Raw genomic sequence first — 19,570 nt, forward strand, 5'->3', positions numbered from 1 at the left:
CGCCTCAGGCGGGGCTCAGGTAGAGCCCCGCGAGGGGCGGCAGCGTGAGCTCGACCGAGGCGGGGCGGCCCCCGTAGGCGGAGTTCTCGGCCGTCACCTGGCCGAAGTTGCCCACGCCTGAGCCGCCGAACTCCTCGGCGTCGGTGTTGACGACCTCGCGCCACACTCCCGCGCGCGGCAGGGGCAGGCGGTAGGGGCCGACCGTGTTGCCGCTGAAGTTGAAGACGCCGACCACGGGCGTGCCATCCGCCGCCCGACGCTCGAACGCGATGACGTTGTTGCCCGCGTCGCCGCCCTCGAGCCACTCGAAGCCGGCGGGAGAGTTGTCGAGCTCCCACAGGGCGGGGTTGTCGCGGTACACGCGATTGAGCTGGGCGACGAGCCGGTGCAGCCCGCGGTGCACGGGCTGGTCGAGAATCCACCAGTCGAGGCCGCGCTGCTCGCTCCACTCGCTCGGCTGCCCGAACTCCTGCCCCATGAAGAGCAGCTGCTTGCCGGGGTGCGCCCACATGAACGCGAGGTAGGCGCGCATGTTGGCGAGCTTCTGCCACTGGTCGCCCGGCATCTTGCCGAGCAGCGAGCCCTTGCCGTGCACGACCTCGTCGTGGCTGATGGGCAGCATGAAGTTCTCGCTGAACGCGTAGAGGAAGCTGAAGGTGATCTCGCCGTGGTGGTGCGAGCGCCACATCGGGTCGCGCTGGAAGTAGCTGAGGGTGTCGTGCATCCACCCCATGTTCCACTTCATGCCGAAGCCGAGCCCGCCCTCGGAGGTCGCTCGCGTGACGCCCGGCCACGAGGTCGACTCCTCGGCGATCATGACGATGCCGGGCACGCGCTTGTACGCGGTCGCGGTGGTCTCCTGCAGGAACGCGATCGCCTCGAGGTTCTCCCGGCCGCCGTGCACGTTGGGAAGCCACTCGCCTTCCGAGCGCGAGTAGTCCAGGTAGAGCATGCTCGCGACGGCGTCGACGCGCAGGCCGTCGATGTGGAACTCCTCGAGCCAGTAGAGGGCGTTGGCGACGAGGAAGTTGCGCACCTGGCTGCGGCCGAGGTCGAAGACGTAGGTGCCCCAGTCCGGCTGCTCACCGCGACGGGGGTCGGGATGCTCGTACAGGGCCTTGCCGTCGAACCGGCCGAGCGCCCACTCGTCTTTGGGGAAGTGCGCCGGAACCCAGTCCATGATGACGCCGATGCCGGCCTGGTGGAGCCGGTCGATGAGGTAGCGCAGGTCATCCGGATGCCCGAATCGCGCCGTGGGGGCGTAGTAGCCGGTCACCTGATAGCCCCAGCTGGGGCCGTAGGGGTGCTCGGAGAGCGGCATGAACTCGACGTGCGTGAACCCGAGCTCGGTGACGTACTCGATGAGCGGGTCGGCGAGCTCGCGGTAGCCGAGACCCGGGCGCCATGAGCCGAGGTGCATCTCGTAGACGCTCATCGCCTGGCCGTGCGGGTCGTGCGCGGCGCGCCGCGCCATCCAGTCGTCGTCGTTCCAGGTGTAGTCGGTGTCACCGACGATCGATGCCGTCGCCGGGGGAGTCTCGGTGTAGCGCGCCATCGGATCGGCGCGCGTGAGCCACGTGCCCTCGGCGCTCAGCAACTCGAACTTGTAGGTGGAGCCAGAGCCGAGGCCCGGCACGAAGAGCTCCCAGACGCCGTTGTCGTCGAGGCGGCGCATCGCGTGGCCGACCCCGTTCCAACTGTTGAAGTCGCCGATCACGCGGGCTGCCTGGGCGTGGGGCGCCCACACGGCGAAGCTCACACCGTCGACGCCCTCGTGCGGGCGGTGGTGGGCCCCCAGCACGTGCCAGAGCTGCTCGTGGCGCCCCTCGCCCCACAGGTGCAGGTCGACATCGCCCACCGAGGGCACGAAGCGGTAGGCGTCATCGGTGTGCCAGTCGGGCCCGCCGTCGTAGGTGCTCTCGACCGTGTACGCCTGGCCCTCACCGGGCAGGAAGCCGTGCCACAGCCCGTCGGCGACGTGCTCGAGGGGCACGCGTGTGCCGTCGGCGCGCACGACCGTCACCGTGGCGGCGAGCGGGCGCACGACCCGCACGACCCAGCCGCCGTCGAGCGCGTGCGGCCCGAGCGCGTCGTGGGGTCGCGGGTGGCGCCCCTCGACGAGCGCGCGCCGGTGGTCGTCGTGCAGCGCCGGCAGCGGTGCGGCCGCCGTCGCCGGCGTCGGGGCAGGGGTGGTCGCGGGCTTCTCTGCTGCGGGCTTCTTCGCTGCGGGCTTCTGCGCTGCGGGCTTCGCGGCGGGCTGGGCCGTGGGCTTGTCTGCGGCCTTATCTGCGGGCTTCTGCGCTGGGCGCTTGTCGGTGGCCATCAGACCCCCTTCGGGTAGTCGATGCGGAAGATGTGGACGGGGTGCACGAAGGCGTCGAGTCTGACGTAGTTCTCCGTGCCCCAGGTGTACCGCTCGCCTGAGAGCAGGTCCTTGACCTCGAAGGTCGACCCGGGCGGGAGGCCGAGCGCCTCGAGATCGAGCGACACGGTCGTCTCGCGGGCCGAGTGGGGGTCGACGTTCGCGACGACGATGATGCCGTCCGTGCGGCCGGAGCGTACGAATCGGCCGGGCAGCACCTTCGAGTAGCAGAGGATCGCATCGTCGCGCGTGACGTGGATGCGCAGGTTGCGCAGCTGGCGCAGAGCGGGGTGCTGCGCACGGATCGTGTTGAGCTGCGTGAGGTACGGCGCGATCGACCGGCGCTGCGTCTCGGGGCTCGACCAGTCGCGCTGCTTGTACTCGTACTTCTCGTTGTCGATGTTCTCCTCGCTGCCGGGGCGCGCGACGTTCTCGATGAGCTCGAAGCCCGCGTATGCGCCCCACGAGGGGCTCGCCGTCGCGGCGAGAGCTGCCCGGATCTTGTAGGCGGGCACACCGCCGAACTGCAGGTACTCGGTGAGGATGTCGGGAGTGTTGACGAAGAAGTTGGGGCGGAAGTACGCGCTCGTCTCCTGCGAGACCTCCGTGAGGTATTCCTCGAGCTCCCGCTTCGAGTTGCGCCACGTGAAGTACGTGTACGACTGCTGGAAGCCGACGGCCGCGAGGGACTGCATCATCGCGGGGCGCGTGAACGCCTCGGCGAAGAACACCACGTCGGGGTGCTCGGCGTTAATCTCGTGCAGGAGCCACTCCCAGAACGCGAGCGGCTTCGTGTGCGGATTGTCGACCCGGAAGATGCGCACGCCCAACTCGATCCAGTAGCGCACGATGCGCAGGATCTCGGTGCTCAAGCCCTCCGGGTCGTTGTCGAAGTTGAGCGGGTAGATGTCCTGGTACTTCTTCGGCGGGTTCTCCGCGTAGCGGATGGAGCCGTCGGGCAGCGTCGTGAACCACTCGGGGTGCTCGGCGACCCACGGGTGATCGGGGGCGCACTGGAGTGCGAGATCGAGAGCCACCTCAAGCCCGTTCTTCGCGGCACTCGCGAGGAACGCCTGGAAGTCCTCCACCGTGCCCAGGTCGGGGTGGATCGCATCGTGTCCGCCCTCCTTCGCGCCGATCGCCCACGGGCTTCCCGGGTCGTTCGGGCCCGCCTCGAGGGTGTTGTTGGGGCCCTTGCGGTTGAGGCGGCCGATGGGGTGGATGGGCGGCAGGTACAAAACGTCGAAGCCCATCTGCGCGACCGCCGGCAGCCGCCGCGTGGCCGTCGCGAAGGTGCCCGACTGCCAGGAGCCGTCCTTGCGGCGCTTCGCCCCCTCCGAGCGGGGGAAGAACTCGTACCAGCTGCCCACGCCGGCGCGCGTGCGCTCGACGCGCAGGGTGTGCGGGGCCGAGACGGTCTCGAGGCTCGTCAGGCGATGCTGCTGCAGTGCGGCCACGACACGGGCGTCGCTCGCGACAGCGAGACGCGCCGCCGGCGACAGCGAGGCGTTCATCATGGCGGCGCGGGCATCGGAGAAGGTCTTGCCGGCCGGGGTGTCGGCCCCGGCGAGCTCGGTCGCCCGCTCCAGCAGCTCGCCGCCGCCCATGAGCGTGACCTCGACGTCGACGCCCGCATCGATCTTGATCGTCGCGGCGTGCATCCACGTCGCCCAATCATCGGAGTAGGCCTGCACGCGCCACGTGTACAGCCCTAACTGGTCCACGAGCACCTCGGTGTGCCAGCGGTCGGTGCCGGGTGCGCCCATCGCGAGAGGGTGCGCGCTCTGTGTGCCGTCCGGCGCGCGCAACAGCAGATCAGCGCCGAGCAGATCGTGCCCCTCGCGGAACACCGTCGCGCCGAAGGGCACGACCTCGCCGAGGAAGGCCTTGCTCGGCCACCGGTCCTCCGGTTGCACAGGGCTCAGGTGCCGGATCGGGATGCGCCCGATGCGCGGGGTGAACGGGGTCGATTCGGTGACAGCCACGTCTCGACCGTACTCCGCCCGGACGGCGAGCGCTCGGGAGGCGTCCAGGCGTCCAGGGGCCTCGGAGGTGCGGGTGGGTCTCGGTGACGGGCGTGTCGGGCAAAGAGGGGACAAAATGTACCCCGGGCAGGGTACGCGAATTCCTGTCAGACTCTTGGGATCGAGCGGTTGCGTGCGTATCGTCGAAGAACGACGTCAGCACTGTCGCGAGACCCGAACGCGACAGCATGGCGTCGGAACGACAGCACGATGATGAGTCCGACCCGAACGGACTCATGAGACAGGACCGAGACTCGCACCCCCCAGCGAGGCCGGTCCTGTTCGTCGTTAACCGAGCTTCGCCCGTCGCGGCGGGAGCCCTGCAGTCGACCGCCGGGCGTTCTGGAACCGGTTCCCGATTCGGCCCCGACTCGCCTAGAGTGGCGAGTCGGGGCGTGCGCACCCTCACGACCACGCAGACGTGATCGAGTCGCGCTCCCCACGCTCGTTCGCACCGCCGCACCCATCCAGGCCCCCGAGGAGAAGCTGTGAAGGCGATCCGCCGATTCACCGTCCGCACTGTCCTGCCCGAGGCGCTCGACGCCGTCTCGGCGCTCGCCGCGAACCTGCGCTGGTCGTGGCACGAGCCGACGAGGCGACTCTTCGCCCGCATCGACCCCATCCTCTGGGACGAACTCGATCACGACCCGATCGCCCTGCTGGGGGCGGTCGACTCCGCGCGGCTCGAGGAACTGGCCGGCGACGGGCAGTTCATCGCCGACGCGCAGGCACTGCGCGCCGACCTCACCGCCTACCTGGAGGAGCCCCGCTGGTACCAGTCGCTCGAGGACGCCCCGCAGCGCATCGCCTACTTCTCGCCCGAGTTTGGCATCGCCTCGGCGATTCCCCAGTACTCGGGGGGCCTCGGCATCCTCGCCGGTGACCACCTCAAGAGCGCGAGCGACCTCGGGCTGCCGCTGCTCGGCGTGGGCCTCTTCTATCGCGCCGGCTACTTCCGGCAGGCCATCGACCGCGACGGCTGGCAGAAGGAGACCTACCCGCTCCTGGACCCCGACGGCCTGCCCATGCAGGTGCTGCGTGAGGGAGACGGCGCTCCCGTGCTCGTGACTCTGCCCCTCACCGGCGGCAGCCAGTTGCACGCGCGCGTCTGGCAGATGCACGTGGGCCGCGTGGTGCTGCTGCTGCTCGACACCGATATCGCCGAGAACGAGGAGGAGCTGCGCGGCGTCACCGACCGGCTCTACGGCGGAGGAGGAGAGCACCGTCTCCTCCAGGAGCTGCTGCTCGGCATCGGCGGCGTCCGGGCCATCAAGGCGCACGTGCGCATCACCGGTTCGCCCGCCCCCGAGGTGTTCCACACCAACGAGGGGCACGCGGGGTTTCTCGGGCTCGAGCGCATCAGCGACCTCATCGCCGAGGGCCTGACCTTCTCGGAGGCCCTGCAGGTCGTGCGGGCGGGGACGCTCTTCACCACCCACACGCCCGTGCCCGCGGGAATCGACCGCTTCGACGCCTCCCTCGTCGAGCGCTACTTCCAGACCGACCTCCTGCCCGGCGTGGATGCGCATGACGTGCTCGCGCTCGGCCGGGAGGACTACCCGGGCGGCGACCGCGGCGTGCACAACATGGCGGTCATGGGCCTGCGGCTCGCGCAGCGCGCCAACGGCGTCTCCCAATTGCACGGTGAAGTCTCGCGCGGCATGTTCGGCGAGCTCTGGCCCGGATTCGATGCTGCCGACGTGCCCATCACCTCGGTCACCAACGGCGTGCACGCGCCCACCTGGACCGACCCGCTCATGGTCACCCTCGCGAAGGACTCCCTCGGCACCTACGACACGACCCGCTGCGACTGGAGCTCGGACGCGGTCTCGGATGCTCAGTTGTGGTCGGTGCGCCGTGCCATGCGCGAGCAGCTCGTGACCGACGCGCGCGAGCGCGTCGCCGCGGCGTGGGTCGAGGAGAACCCCGGCATGGCCGCGCCGCAGTGGATGACGGGCGTGCTCGACCCCGACGTGCTCACGATCGGCTTCGCGCGGCGCGTGCCCACCTACAAGCGCCTCACGCTCATGCTGCACGACCAGGATCGCCTGCGCGCTCTCCTCACCGACCCCGAGCGGCCCGTGCAGCTCGTCATCGCGGGCAAGTCGCATCCCGCCGACGACAGCGGCAAGGCGCTCATCCAGAAGCTCGTGCAGTTCGCGGCCGAGCACGACGTGCGGGAGCGCATCGTCTTCCTGCCGAACTACGACATCGGCATGGCCCGCCTGCTCTACCCGGGCACCGACATCTGGCTCAACAACCCGCTGCGCCCCTTCGAGGCGTGCGGAACATCGGGCATGAAGGCCGCGCTCAACGGGTCGCTCAACCTCTCCATTCTCGACGGATGGTGGAACGAGTACTACGACGGCGAGAACGGCTGGGCGATCCCCAGCGCCGACGCCGCGGGGGACGGCGCCGAGCGGGATGCGCTCGAGGCCGAGGCGATGTACGACCTCATCGAGCACCAGATCGCTCCGCGGTTCTACGACCGTGACGACGAGGGCCTGCCGCGCCGCTGGCTGCGCAACATCCGCCACACCCTCGCGACGCTCTCGCCCGAGCTCTCCGCGGACCGCATGGTGAGCGAGTATGTCGAGCGCCTCTACGTGCCCGCGGCCCGCGCCCGCCGCGCGATCTCCGGCGAGTCCTACGGGCCCGCGCGCGATCTCGCGCAGTGGAAGGCGCGCGTCACGGCCGAGTGGCCGAACGTCGCCGTCGCGCACGTCGAGTCGGGAGGCGTGCAGTCACCGCAGGTCGGCGATGAGCTGACCGTCCGCGCACACGTGGAGCTCGCGGGCCTAAGCGCCGACGACGTGCTCGTCGACGTCGTCTTCGGCCGGGCGCGCGACGGCGATGAGCTCGCCGACGTACACCACATGCCGCTCACGCTCGAAGCGCACGAGCTCGGCCAGTCGGCGACGTTCACCGGCACGGTGCCGCTCGCGCGCTCCGGCTCGTTCGGGTACACCGTGCGCGTGACGCCGTGCCACGAGCTGCTCGCCCACCCGGCAGAGCTCGGCCTCGTGGCCGTCGCGGAGCACTAGCCGAGCATCCCGCTGTCGGCCGGCCTCAGCGGGCGAGGGGCGCGAGCCGACCGCCGGTGACGCGCAGGAGGTCGTCGGGGGCGAGCTCGAGGTCGACGCCGCGCCGCCCGCCCGAGACGAAGATCGTCGCCCAGGCGGCGGCCGAGTCGTCGAGGAAGGTCGGGCTCGCGGTGCGCTGCCCGAGCGGCGAGATGCCGCCCACGACATACCCGGTCTTGCGCTCGGCGAGGGCGGGGTCGGCCATCGACGCGCGCTTGGCGCCGGCGGCCGCGGCGAGCGAGCCGAGGTCGAGCATCCGCGACACGGGGACGATGCCGACGAGGAGGCGACCGTTCGCGACGGCCAGCAGCGTCTTGAACACCCGGTCGGGGTCGACGTCGAGCGCGGCCGCCGCTTCGAGCCCGTAGTTCGAGACCTGAGGGTCGTGCACGTAGGCGTGCGCCGTGTACGGGATGCCCGCCGCCGTGAGCGCGACCGTCGCGGGAGTGCCCGGCCCGGCCTGCGCACCCGTGCGCTTCTTCTTCGCCATGCGCTGCGCCGTGCCCTTCGTCGCCGTTCGCGCCGCTACTCGCCGTGCGCCCGGAACAGCAGCATCGAGGTCGGCCCGACGTCGAGCGCCGTACCGGGGGAGTGCTCAGACGCGAGGTCGGAGATGTCGTCGTGCGAGCTGTCCCACAGCAGCGTGTAGCCGGTGACCCCCTCGTGCTCGGGCAGCGTCACCTGCACCGGCTCCTCCAGGCCGTGGACGACGAGCAGGATGCGGTTGAACTCTTCGCGCTCAGGGGTCGACGCCGCGAGGTACTGGAGGGTGCGCTCGGCGGGCGAATCCCAGTCCTCCATCGTCATGGAGGCGCCCTCCTTGTTGTACCAGTCCATCTGGGTCGCGTTGGGCACCGTCTCGCCCCAGCGGCCGTATCGGCTGGGCCGCAGCGCCGGGTTCTCGCGGCGCAGCTGCGTCAGGCGCGAGGCGACCCGCAGCAGGTCCTGCTGCCAGCCCTCGTGCGCCCAGTCGAGCCAGGTGAGCTCGCTGTCGTGGCAGTACGCATTGTTGTTGCCGCGCTGCGTGCGCCCCACCTCGTCGCCCGCGGTGATCATGGGCGTGCCGGCGCTCAGCAGCAGCGTGCCCAGGAGGTTGCGCATGGCCTTGCGCCGCGCGCCGGTGATGCCGGGCTCGTCGGTGGGACCTTCCACTCCGAAGTTGTAGGAGCGGTTGTGATCGTTGCCGTCCCGGTTGTCCTCCCCGTTGGCCACGTTGTGCTTGTGGTCGTGGCTGACCAGGTCGGCGAGCGTGAAGCCGTCGTGCGCGGTGACGAAGTTGACGCTCGCGAGCGGCCCGCGCTCGGCGGCGAACACGTGCGCGCTGCCGGTGATGCGGCGGGCGAGCGACCCGATGCCCTCCGGCGCGTGCCCGTGCTCGCGCGCCGAGGCAATGTCGGTGAGCCAGAAGTGTCGCGCGCGGTCGCGGTAGCCGTCGTTCCACTCGCTGTACCCGCGGGGGAAGTTGCCGACCTGCCAGCCGCCCATCCCGACATCCCACGGCTCCGCGACCATCGTCACGTCCTGCAGGGCGGGGTCGTCGAGAATCGCCCTCAAGAGGGGATGCTCGGGGTCGAAGTGCGCCGCCGCATCCCGCCCGAGCGTGGCCATGAGGTCGAAGCGGAACCCGTCCACCTGCACCTCGCGCGCCCAGTAGCGCAGCGAGTCGAGGATGAGCCGCTGCACGACGGGCCGCGAGGCGTCGATCGTGTTGCCGCAGCCGGTGACATCCAGGTACTCGCCGCCGCCGCCGCTGCCGCTGCCACTCTCGCCCTCGCCGTCACCGGCCCCGCCCCCGATGTGCCGGTAGTAGGTCGCGTTGTCGATGCCGCGAAAGCTCGACGTCGGGCCGTCGAGCCCCTCCTCGGCGGTGTGGTTGTAGACGACGTCGAGCATGACCTCGAGGCCGGCCTCGTGCAGTAGCCGCACCATGCCCTTGACCTCGCGCAGCACGGCGTCCGGGCCGCCCTGCTGGGCCTTGCGCGTGGCGTACGCCGCGTGCGGGGCGAAGAAGTTCAGCGTGTTGTAGCCCCAGTAGTTGGTGAGGCCGAGGGCCTGCAGCCGCTGCTCGCTCACGAACTGGTGGATCGGCAGCAGCTCGACCGTCGTCACGCCGAGGTTCTTGAGGTACGCGATCGTCGTCGGGTGGGCGAGCCCCGCGTAGGTGCCGCGCAGCTCGTCCGGCAGTTCGGGTGCGAGCTTGGTGAGCCCCTTGACGTGCGCTTCGTAGATGACGCGCTGATCGTCCGGGATGCGCGGCTTGCGCACGCCGCCCCAGTCGAACGCGTCCCCGAGCACGCGGGCGCGCCACTCGCCGCGCGGGCTGCGCTCGACGCCGCGCGCGTAGGGGTCGAGCAGCAGCCGGTCGGGGTCGAAGGCGTGCCCCGTGCCGCGTTCGGCGTCGCGCGGGCCGTCGACCCGCAGTGCGTACACGGCACCGGGGGAGAGCTCGCGCGCGGCGATGTGCCACGTTCCCTTGTCCTTCTTCATGCGGTGCATGACCAGCTCGCCCGTCACCCGGTCGAGGTCGTCCGGGTCGAACAGCACGAGCCGCATGCTCGACGCGTGCTCGCTCCACACGCGCAGCTCGCCGCCCGTCGACGTCGGGTGCACGCCGAGGCGCGCGAAAGCGGGTGCGGAGGGCATGAGTCTTAGGGTAAAGGCGATGACGATCTACCTGGACCACGCGGCGACCTCGCCCATGCCGCGCGCCGTGCGCGAGCGGTACGTCGAGGCGCTCGAGGTCGTGGGCAACCCGTCGTCGATCCACTCCTCCGGCCAGTCGGCGCGCGCCCTGCTCGACGAGGCACGTGCCCGCATCGCGGCCACCCTCGGCGTCGACCCGATCGAGGTCACCTTCACGGGCGGCGGCACCGAGGCGGTCAATCTGGCCGTCAAGGGGATGCTCTGGTCGCGCCGCGCGGCCGGCCACGGCTCGCGCATCCTCGCCCCGGCAGCCGAGCACCACGCGACCCTCGATGCGGTGCAGTGGCTCGTCGACCACGAGGGCGCGACGGTCGACTGGTTGCCCGTCGACGCGAGTGGCCGGCTGCGGCTCGACGCCCTCGAGGCGGCGCTCGCGAGTGGGCCCGCCGCTCTGCTCACGATGCTGTGGGCCAACAACGAGGTCGGCACGCTGCAGCCGGTCGCCGAGGCGGCGGCGCTCGCCGCGGCTGCGGGTGTTCCCGTGCACGTCGACGCGATCGCCGCCTACGGCCAGGTGCCGCTCGCGCCCGTGCCCGTGGGGGTGAGCGCCGTCTCGATCTCGGCCCACAAGGTGGGCGGGCCCGTGGGCGTCGGCGCGCTCGTGCTGCGCCGCGGTACCGAGGTCGAGCCGCTGCTGCACGGCGGCGCCCAGCAGCGGGGCCGTTCGGGCACGATGGACGCCGCGGGGGCGGCCGCGTTCGCGCACGCTACCGAGCTCGCGCACGACGCGCTCGACGACCGGGCGGCGCACAAGCGTGCGCTGCGCGATCGGCTCGCGGAGGGCATCCGGGATCGCGTGCCGGAGGCGCGCCTCTCGACCGACCTGACCGATTCTCTGCCGGGCACGCTGCACCTGCGCGTGCCGGGGGCGGAGGGGGATTCGCTGCTGTTCCTGCTCGACCAGGCGGGGTTCGCCGTCTCGACCGGGTCGGCGTGCCAGGCGGGCGTGCCCGAGCCTTCGCACGTGCTGCTGGCCATGGGGGTCTCGCCCTCCGAGGCGAGGGGCTCGCTGCGCATCTCTCTCGGCCCCGACACGACCGCCGCCGAGATCGACGCCCTCCTGGATGCCCTGCCTCACGCCACCCGCCAGGCCCTCGCCGCGGGGCTCGCGGCGCGGCAGCCGCGCCTCGGCCGCTAGCCCCGCCGCCCCCGCTAACCGGCCCTGCGGCCCCGTCTCGCAGCCTCGCCCTGCAGTCCCGCACTGCAGCCCCGCCCAGCGCACCCGCGTACCCTGGAGGCATGAAGGTTCTCGCGGCGATGAGCGGTGGCGTCGACAGCGCCGTGGCTGCCGCGCGCGCGGTCGACGCGGGCCACGACGTCGTGGGCGTGCACCTCGCGCTGAGCCGCATGCCGGGCACCCTGCGCTCGGGTGCGCGCGGCTGCTGCACGATCGAAGACTCACTGGATGCTCGTCGCGCGGCCGAGAGGCTGGGCATCCCGTTCTATGTGTGGGATTTCAGCGAGCGGTTCCGCGACGACGTCATCGACGACTTCATCGCCGAGTATGCGGCCGGCCGCACGCCCAACCCGTGCATGCGCTGCAACGAGCGCATCAAGTTCGCGGCCGTGCTCGAGAAGGCCCTCGCGCTCGGTTTCGACGCCGTCGCGACCGGGCACTACGCGCACATCGTGACCGACGACTCCGGGCACCGTGAGCTACACCGCGCCTCCGACGAGGCGAAAGACCAGTCGTACGTGCTCGGGGTGCTCACGAGCGAGCAGCTCGCGCACGCGATGTTCCCGCTCGGGCGCACGCCGAACAAGGCCGCCGTGCGGGCGGAGGCATCCGCACGCGGGCTCACCGTCGCGCAGAAGCCCGACAGCCACGACATCTGCTTCATCCCCGACGGCGACACCCGCGGTTGGCTCGCCGACCGCATCGCTCCGGAGGCGGGCACCATCGTCGACCGCGACGGTGCGCAGGTCGGCTCGCACGACGGGGCGACGAGCTTCACGGTCGGCCAGCGCCGCGGACTCAACCTCGGCGTTCCTGCTCCCGACGGCCGCCCGCGCTTCGTTCTCGAGGTGCGCCCGCGCTCGAACGAGGTCGTCGTCGGCCCGCGCGAGGCGCTCGCGGTGCGCGAGCTCGCCGGCGCGCGCTTCACGTGGGCGGGGCTCGACCCGGTCGCATCCGGCATCGCGGTCGCCGATTCCACCGCACCGGATGCCGTGGCCGAGTTCGCGTGCGAGGTGCAGGTGCGCGCGCACGCCGACCCGGTGCCAGCGCGGGCTCGCGTGGTGCCGAGTACGGGCGCAGCGCCGGGCGCCGCCGCCGACGCGGACGACGCCGGCTCGCCCGCCGGGCTCCCGAGCGCGGGCACCCTCGAGCTCGTCGTCACGGTGCAGGAGCCCCTCCACGGCGTCGCCCCGGGCCAGACCGCCGTGATCTACGTCGGCACGCGCGTGCTCGGCCAGTGCACGATAGATCGCACGGTCAGTGCCGATGCGCACTCGGATTCGCCGAGCGACGCCGTGCCGGCCACCGCGTCTTGAGCGAGCGCGCTTCGCGCGCCTTCCACTCCGAAGTTGTGGAAGGTGCGGCGGAATGCTGGGCGAGCCGTCGCGGCGCGTGATGTCAGCGTGCGCTTCTAGACTGGCGCCGTGAGTGGCGCCGCGAGAGATGACCGCACCGATACTGCGGCCGAGTCGACGAGTTCGTCGACCCCGGTCGCGCAGTTGAGCCGCGATGCGGCCCGCGCCCAGGTCGAAGCGCTCACGAGCCGCATCCTCGAGCTGCGCGACGCCTACTACGGCCGCGACACCGTGCTGGAAGACGACGCCTCGTACGACGAGAAGCTGCAGCGGTTGGCGGAGATCGAGCGCGAGTTCCCCGAGCTGCAGAGTCAGGACAGCCCGACGCAGACGGTCGGCGGCCGCGCCGAGTCGACCCTGTTCGACCCGGTGACGCACGCCGAGCGCATGCTGAGCCTCGACAACGTGTTCACGCCGGAGGAGTTCGCGGCGTGGGCGGCCAAGGTCGAGCGCGACGCGAACCGTGCGATCCACTGGCTGTGCGAGTTGAAGATCGACGGGCTGGCCCTCAACCTGCGCTACGAGCGCGGGGTGCTCGTGAGCGCGGCGACGCGCGGCGACGGGGTCGTGGGCGAAGACGTCACGGAGAACGTGCGGCTCGTGCCGGGCATCCCGAATCGCCTCGACGATGACAGCGTGCCCGACCTCGTGGAGGTGCGCGGCGAAGTATTCATTCCGAAAGCGGCATTCGATGCGCTCAACGGCCTGCAGCGTGAGGCGGGCGAGCGCGAGTTCGCGAACCCGCGCAACGCGGCGAGCGGTTCGCTGCGGCAGAAGGCGGAGGGCAAGAACGCCGCGCAGCTGGCGCGCATGCACGATCGTCTGAGCCGATTGCGGATGCTCGTGCACGGCATCGGCGCATGGCAGAACCCGCCCGTGGCCTCGCAGAGCCAGATCTACGAGCTGCTGTCGCGCTGGGGGCTGCCGACGAGCGACCACGCGAGCGTGCGCGACTCGGCGGAGAGTGCTGCCGAGTTCATCAGGTACTTCGGCGAGCACCGCGACAGCGTCGAGCACGAGATCGACGGCGTCGTCGTCAAGGTCGACGAGCTGGCCCTGCACGACGAGCTCGGGGCCACGAGCCGTGCCCCGCGCTGGGCGATCGCCTACAAGTACCCGCCCGAGCAGGTCAACACGAAGCTGCTCGACATCGTCGTGAGCGTCGGCCGCACGGGCCGGGCCACACCGTTCGCGGTCATGCAGAAGGTACGCGTCGCCGGCAGCGAGGTGCGGCAGGCGACCCTGCACAACCAGGACGTCGTCAAGCTCAAGGGCGTGCTCATCGGCGACACCGTGGTGCTGCGCAAGGCGGGCGACGTGATTCCCGAAGTGCTCGGGCCGGTCGTCGAGCTGCGCGACGGCTCCGAGCGCGAGTTCGTCATGCCGACCCATTGCCCCGAGTGCGGCACCGAGCTGCGGCCCGCGAAGGAGGGCGACGTCGACCTGCGCTGCCCCAACGCCCGCAGCTGCCCCGCCCAGGTGCGCGGCCGCGTCGAGCACATCGGCAGCCGCGGCGCGCTCGACATCGAGGGCCTCGGCGAGATCGGCGCCGCGGCGCTCACCCAGCCGGAGGTGCCCGCGACGCCGCCGCTCGTGACCGAGGCTGGGCTCTTCGCCCTGACGCTCGAGCAGCTGCTGCCGATCGAGGTCATCGTCACCGACAGCGAGACGGGCCTTCCGAAGCTCGAGGCCGACGGCGAGGCGCGGCGGCGCAGCCCGTTTCGACGGGCACGCCGAGCTCCGCTCCCCGGCCAGGAGCCGACGAAGTCGAAGCCTGATCCGCCTTACGATCCGACGGGGCCGTTCGACGGTGACGAGCAGTTCATCGTCTCCTCCGCCGCCACGGGCTTGCTCGACGAGCTCGAGAAGGCGAAGACTAAGCCACTGTGGCGGATGCTCGTCTCCCTGTCGATCAGGCACGTAGGCCCCGTCGCCGCGCGGGCTCTCGCCGACCACTTCGGCTCGCTCGAGGCGATTCGGGCTGCGACTGCGGAGGAGCTCGCGGCCGTCGACGGCGTCGGGCCGATCATCGCGGATGCTCTCATCGACTGGTTCGCGGTCGACTGGCAGGTCGAGATCGTCGAGCGGTGGGCCGCCGCGGGCGTGCAGTGGCAGACGCCCGGCCACCCCGGCCCGGGCGCAGCGGCGGCCGCCGGGGGAGTGCTCGCGGGGCTCACGGTCGTCGCGACCGGCAGCCTCGAGGGCTTCACGCGCGAGGGCGCGCAGGAGGCGATCATCGCCGCGGGCGGCAAAGCGGCGAGCAGTGTGAGCAAGAAGACCGACTTCGTGGCGGCGGGCCCCGGCGCGGGCTCGAAGCTCGCGAAAGCGGAGGAACTGGGCCTGCGCATCATCGATGCGGCGCAGTTCGCCGTGCTCGTCACGCAGGGGCCCGAGGCGCTCGACGAACCAGCGGCCGCGGGGGAGTAGCGCGCGGCAGACTCTTGATGTCGTCCGTGTAACGACTCCGTGAATGATGAAGGTCTTTGCGGCGATACCCCCCGTTGGGGTCACTTTTCCCCTACCATGAAACCGCGCTGTCTACCCGTGTCTCGGGGACAAGGGGTCTGGCAGCGCGCGAGGGGATCGCAGTGCTCTTCGATGCGACGGCTGTACTTATTGCCTCGCTGACTGTCGCGACGGTCGGCGGGCCCGTCGTGCTGCCCGAGAACTCGGGCGTCTCCTCGAGCTTCTCCTCCGCTCACGCCGGCTACGCGTTCACGACCCCCGACGCTCACGCCGTCACCTCCCCGGCACCGCACACCCTCGCGAGCCTCACCTCCGCACCGCTCGCCCCCATGACCCCCGCCCCTGGGCGGGCCATCGACCTGCCCACCAGTCTGGATCAGCGGTCGGCCCCGACCGTCGTCGCTCCCGCGCTCCCCCTCGCGGCCGAGCAGTTGGCGACGTTCTCGGGCTCTTCGCTTCTGCATGGCCTCTCGGCGCTGCCCCCGGCTGCCGCGGCCGACTTCGTGACCACGCATCCCCATGCGGTTCACGAACTCCTGAGTTCGCCGCCTGCGGCGCACCAGGTGACCAGCTGGTGGGCAGGCCTCGATGCCACCGCGCAGCGTTCGCTCATCGCCGCGACCCCCGAGGTCGTCGGCAATCTGGACGGCGTGCCGTTCGCGGTGCGCAACCAGGCGAACCGGGCGCTGCTGCGCTCCACGATCCGCGAGCTGGAGCTGGAGGCCGATGCCGCGGTGGGGCGCGCGGTCGCCACGCAGAACCTGCACCGACTCGAGATGCTCTACGAGGTCGTGGATGCTCTGGGCCCGGCCATCGCGAACCCGCCGCGCTCGCTGCTGAACCTCGACACGCACGGGCAGGGCAAGGCCGCGGTCGTGCTCGGCGATCTCGAGACGGCCGACTACGTGAGCTACATGATCCCGGGCATGCTCGTCACGGTCGCGGGCGACATCGTGGGCTGGACGGGCTTCGGCGCGCGCTTGTACGACGACCAGACGTCGTGGCTCGCCCTGCTGGCAGAGGCGGGTGCGGCGACGCAGGAGCAGACGGTCGCGACGGTCGCGTGGATCGGCTACCAGACGCCGAGTCTCATGAACGTCGGCAGCATGGAACTGGCCTACGAGGGTCGGGATGCGATCGCTGCCGCGATCGAGGGCCTGCAGACTCTCCGGGCGGATGACCCGCCCTTCGTCTCCCTCCTGACCCACTCGTACGGCTCCACGGCGGCACTGCTGGCGCTCGAGGACGACACGACGGTCGACGCGCTCGCGATGGTCGGCTCGCCCGGCTCGCCCGCGCAGAGCGTCGACGAGCTCAACGTGCGCGGTGACGTGTTCGTGGGCGAGGCGGCGTGGGATCCGATTCCGAACAGCGCCTTCTTCGGCTCCGACCCGGGCGCCCCGTCGTACGGCGCGCGTGTCATGAGCGTGCTCGGGTCGGTCGACGTCATCACGAACGAGGTGCTCGCCGGGTCGGCCGGGCACAACGAGTACTGGGTGCCGGGCACCGAGTCGATGCGCAACCTGGCGCTCATCGCGATCGACCGGGGCGAGCTCGTGACCGACGGTTCGGCGCTCGACGCGGGGCGCACGCTCGCGATGCTGCACTGAGCAGCCTCGCGCTGGCTGCCACCCGACCGCCACCCACGCAGACCTGACAGTCTGCTGTTCCTGCGGCGCATGCCGGTGTTAGGTTGACCGCGGAGGGCCATGATCAGGCGCAGCAGGTTCGGCATCGTCGCCGTGGCGGCGGTCATCGGTGTCGCCGCTCTCAGCGGATGCACGCTGCAGGCTCCGTCGGCGGTGGAGGACGAGGAGGCGCGTGAGCGCTTCGTCGCGCTGCTCGACGACACCCAGGCGGCGGCGGGCGGCTCCTGGTCGGTGCAGGACGATCCGACGCCGCGCGAGTGCACGATTCCGCTGTGGGTGACGGGGGAGCGCTTCCCGGCGCTGCGCCTGGCCGAGGCGCCGGCGTCGCCGTCTCGCGCTGCCGATCGGGTGGAGGAGGCGTGGCGAGCCCATGATCTCGAGGTGACGCTCACCGAGGTGTCTGACGTCATCGAGCTGAAGGGCGAGAGCGCGCAGGGCGAGCTGCTGCTGTTCCGCGCGAGCGACAGCGCGATGACGCTTACGGGCGAGAGCGAGTGCCGCCCCGTCGCGTGAGCGCTGAGCCGTGAGCGCTGTCCCGTGAGCGCTGTCGCGTGGGACCCCTCGCGTGAGCCCGTCGGGGCCGAGCATCCGTCTCAGTAGGATGGGAGCATCCCGCTTGCCTGCAATTTTTCGTTTCGGAGTCCCATGTCTGAGATCACGCCCGAGCGCGTCGCGCACCTGGCGTCGCTTGCCCGCATCGCTTTGACCGACGACGAGATCGAGCAGCTCACGGGCGAGCTCGGCGCGATCGTCGACGCGGTGGCGACCGTGCAGCGCGTCGCGACGCCGGATGTGCCGGCGACGAGCCACCCGATCCCGCTGACGGGCGGCATGCGCCCCGACGAGGTGGGGCAGACACTCACGACGGAGCAGGCCCTCGCGGGCGCGCCCGACCACGACGGCAGCCGCTTCCGCGTGACCGCCATCCTGGGCGAAGAGCAGTAGGGGCCACGATCATGACCGATCTCACTCGCCTTTCTGCTGCCGACCTGTCGTCTCGCCTGACGTCGGGCGACGTCTCGAGCGTCGAGGTGACGCAGGCGCACCTGGACCGCATCGCGGCCGTCGACGGGGATGTTCACGCGTTCTTGCACGTGAGCGTCGACGCCCTCGACTCGGCGGCGGCGGTCGACGCCGACCGGGCTGCCGGCAAGACTCTGGGCGAGCTGGCCGGGGTGCCGATCGCCATCAAGGACGTGCTGTGCACGCTGGATATGCCGAGCACCTCGGGCTCGCGCATCCTCGAAGGATGGGTGCCGCCGTACGACGCGACGGTCGTCGCCCGCCTGCGCGAGGCGCGCCTGATTCCGCTCGGCAAGACGAACATGGACGAGTTCGCGATGGGCTCGTCGACGGAGCACTCGGCGTACGGGCCGACGAAGAACCCGTGGGCACTGGACCGAATTCCTGGTGGTTCGGGCGGCGGTTCGGCGGCGGCGGTGTCGGCGTTCGAGGCGCCGATCGCGCTCGGCAGTGACACGGGCGGCTCGATTCGCCAGCCGGCCGCGGTCACCGGTTCGGTGGGCGTCAAGCCGACCTACGGCGGGGTGAGCCGGTACGGCGCGATCGCGCTCGCGTCGTCGCTCGACCAGGTGGGCCCGGTGTCGCGCTCGGTCCTGGATGCGGCTCTCGTGCACGACGTGATCGGCGGGCACGACCCGCGCGATGCGACGTCGATTCCGGATGCGTGGCCGTCGATGGCGGCTGCGGCGCGCGCAGGCCAGTCGGGTGACGCTCTCAAGGGCGTGCGCGTCGGCGTGGTGAAAGAGCTCGAGGGCGAGGGCTTCCAGGCGGGCGTGAAGCAGCGCTACCACGAGACGCTCGACCTGATGGCGGCGGCGGGTGCCGAGATCGTCGAGGTCAGCGCTCCGAACTTCGAGTACGCGATCGCGGCGTACTACCTGATCCTGCCGGCGGAGGCCTCGAGCAATCTGGCGAAGTTCGACTCGGTGCGCTTCGGCATGCGCCGAGAGGTCGCGGGCGGAACGGTCGAGGATGTCATGGCGGCGACGCGCGAGGCCGGGTTCGGCCCCGAGGTGAAGCGCCGCATCATCCTGGGCACGTACGCGCTGTCGGCGGGCTACTACGACGCCTACTACGGCAGTGCGCAGAAGGTGCGCACGCTCATTCAGCGCGACTTCGCGGCGGCGTTCGAGCAGGCGGATGTTCTCGTCTCGCCGTCCGCGCCGACGACGGCCTTCAAATTCGGCGAGAAGATGTCGGACCCGCTGGCGATGTACCTCAACGACGTGACGACGATCCCGGCGAACCTGGCGGGAGTGCCCGGCATGGGCCTGCCGATCGGTCTCGCGCCGGAGGACGGTCTGCCGGTGGGTCTGCAGATCATGGCGCCCGCGCGCGAGGATGCTCGCCTGTACACGGTAGGTGCAGCGGTCGAGCAACTGCTCGAGGCGCAGTGGGGCGGCCCGCTGTGGACCCAGGCGCCCGAGCTCACCTAGCCGCGCCAACCCCGCGCTACCCTGCGCGTTCCCGCACGGCCAGCCAGCCCCGTGCAGCCAGCCGGCCCTGCCCCGCACAGCTGATATGTGACTGATTCCTGTCAAGTGGCAGGGGAAAGAGCGCCCGGAGTGATCATGCTCCGGGCGCTCTTTCGTGTGGTCGGCGCAGGTCGCGTGGGTGTCGTGCGTGTCGTGGGCGACGCGCGGTCAGACTGATATGCGCGGGTTGGATACCGCAGGACGTGCTGTTCGGCTGGAGCGGTTCCGCTTGTCTAGGATCGAGCGTCGCCTG

The 19,570-nt window shown here is 71.1% G+C and carries 12 protein-coding genes; 8 read left to right on the plus strand and 4 right to left on the minus strand.

Translation table 11 applies throughout. From position 1 onward, the window contains the following. Positions 1–4: 4 nt before the first annotated feature. Positions 5–2,323, minus strand: a complete 2,319-nt coding sequence (gene glgB, locus FK219_RS04275) for a 1,4-alpha-glucan branching protein GlgB (protein ID WP_152583195.1) — start codon at positions 2,321–2,323, stop codon at positions 5–7. After that, a complete protein-coding gene (locus FK219_RS04280) occupies positions 2,323–4,347 on the minus strand; it encodes a maltotransferase domain-containing protein (RefSeq protein ID WP_152583196.1) in 2,025 nt (674 codons plus the stop codon). Before FK219_RS04280 ends, glgB begins: the two co-directional genes overlap by 1 nt. 527 nt (positions 4,348–4,874) lie before the next feature. On the opposite strand from FK219_RS04280, the gene glgP reads away from it, so the two are divergent. Next, complete coding sequence (gene glgP, locus FK219_RS04285; protein WP_152583197.1) at positions 4,875–7,430, plus strand: alpha-glucan family phosphorylase; 2,556 nt, start codon at positions 4,875–4,877, stop codon at positions 7,428–7,430. A gap of 25 nt (positions 7,431–7,455) precedes the next feature. Here the strand turns inward: glgP and ybaK are convergent, their stop codons facing one another. Beyond that, complete coding sequence (gene ybaK / locus FK219_RS04290; RefSeq protein ID WP_152583198.1) at positions 7,456–7,959, minus strand: Cys-tRNA(Pro) deacylase; 504 nt, start codon at positions 7,957–7,959, stop codon at positions 7,456–7,458. A 35-nt stretch (positions 7,960–7,994) separates the two neighbouring features. After that, positions 7,995–10,112, minus strand: coding sequence for a glycogen debranching protein GlgX (gene glgX / locus FK219_RS04295; protein ID WP_152583199.1), 2,118 nt, complete (start codon positions 10,110–10,112; stop codon positions 7,995–7,997). A 19-nt stretch (positions 10,113–10,131) separates the two neighbouring features. Here glgX and FK219_RS04300 point away from each other — a divergent pair, with 19 nt between their 5' ends. The 7 genes from FK219_RS04300 (at position 10,132) to gatA (ending at position 19,278) form a co-directional block, all read left to right on the plus strand. Beyond that, positions 10,132–11,310: a cysteine desulfurase family protein gene (locus tag FK219_RS04300; protein ID WP_152583200.1), complete on the plus strand. Its 1,179-nt coding sequence runs from the start codon at positions 10,132–10,134 to the stop codon at positions 11,308–11,310. Between the two features lie 101 nt (positions 11,311–11,411). Continuing rightward, positions 11,412–12,665 carry a tRNA 2-thiouridine(34) synthase MnmA gene (gene mnmA, locus FK219_RS04305; RefSeq protein WP_152583201.1) on the plus strand — a complete coding sequence of 418 codons (1,254 nt, stop codon included), beginning with the start codon at positions 11,412–11,414 and terminating at the stop codon, positions 12,663–12,665. Between the two features lie 183 nt (positions 12,666–12,848). After that, on the plus strand, positions 12,849–15,131 hold the full coding sequence (gene ligA / locus FK219_RS04310; protein ID WP_168212489.1) for an NAD-dependent DNA ligase LigA: 2,283 nt from the start codon (positions 12,849–12,851) through the stop codon (positions 15,129–15,131). Positions 15,132–15,292: 161 nt separating this feature from the next. After that, complete coding sequence (locus FK219_RS14070) at positions 15,293–16,780, plus strand: alpha/beta hydrolase (protein WP_152583203.1); 1,488 nt, start codon at positions 15,293–15,295, stop codon at positions 16,778–16,780. A 99-nt stretch (positions 16,781–16,879) separates the two neighbouring features. Further along, positions 16,880–17,332, plus strand: a complete 453-nt coding sequence (locus FK219_RS04320) for a hypothetical protein (RefSeq protein ID WP_152583204.1) — start codon at positions 16,880–16,882, stop codon at positions 17,330–17,332. Between the two features lie 132 nt (positions 17,333–17,464). Continuing rightward, positions 17,465–17,764 (plus strand): Asp-tRNA(Asn)/Glu-tRNA(Gln) amidotransferase subunit GatC, encoded by a 300-nt coding sequence (gene gatC, locus FK219_RS04325; RefSeq protein WP_152583205.1) that lies wholly within the window; start codon positions 17,465–17,467, stop codon positions 17,762–17,764. A gap of 11 nt (positions 17,765–17,775) precedes the next feature. Continuing rightward, positions 17,776–19,278 (plus strand): Asp-tRNA(Asn)/Glu-tRNA(Gln) amidotransferase subunit GatA, encoded by a 1,503-nt coding sequence (gene gatA / locus FK219_RS04330; protein WP_152583206.1) that lies wholly within the window; start codon positions 17,776–17,778, stop codon positions 19,276–19,278. Positions 19,279–19,570 lie beyond the last annotated feature (292 nt).

This window comes from Microcella pacifica (assembly GCF_009371975.2).
Taxonomy (GTDB): Bacteria; Actinomycetota; Actinomycetes; order Actinomycetales; family Microbacteriaceae; genus Microcella; species Microcella pacifica.

Coding starts and splice junctions, on each gene's coding strand:
- glgB (WP_152583195.1), bottom strand. CDS start 2,323: ATGGCCACCGACAAGCGCCCAGCGCAGAAGCCCGCAGATAAGGCCGCA.
- ybaK (WP_152583198.1), bottom strand. CDS start 7,959: ATGGCGAAGAAGAAGCGCACGGGTGCGCAGGCCGGGCCGGGCACTCCC.
- glgX (WP_152583199.1), bottom strand. CDS start 10,112: ATGCCCTCCGCACCCGCTTTCGCGCGCCTCGGCGTGCACCCGACGTCG.
- FK219_RS04300 (WP_152583200.1), top strand. CDS start 10,132: ATGACGATCTACCTGGACCACGCGGCGACCTCGCCCATGCCGCGCGCC.
- mnmA (WP_152583201.1), top strand. CDS start 11,412: ATGAAGGTTCTCGCGGCGATGAGCGGTGGCGTCGACAGCGCCGTGGCT.
- FK219_RS04320 (WP_152583204.1), top strand. CDS start 16,880: ATGATCAGGCGCAGCAGGTTCGGCATCGTCGCCGTGGCGGCGGTCATC.
- gatC (WP_152583205.1), top strand. CDS start 17,465: ATGTCTGAGATCACGCCCGAGCGCGTCGCGCACCTGGCGTCGCTTGCC.
- gatA (WP_152583206.1), top strand. CDS start 17,776: ATGACCGATCTCACTCGCCTTTCTGCTGCCGACCTGTCGTCTCGCCTG.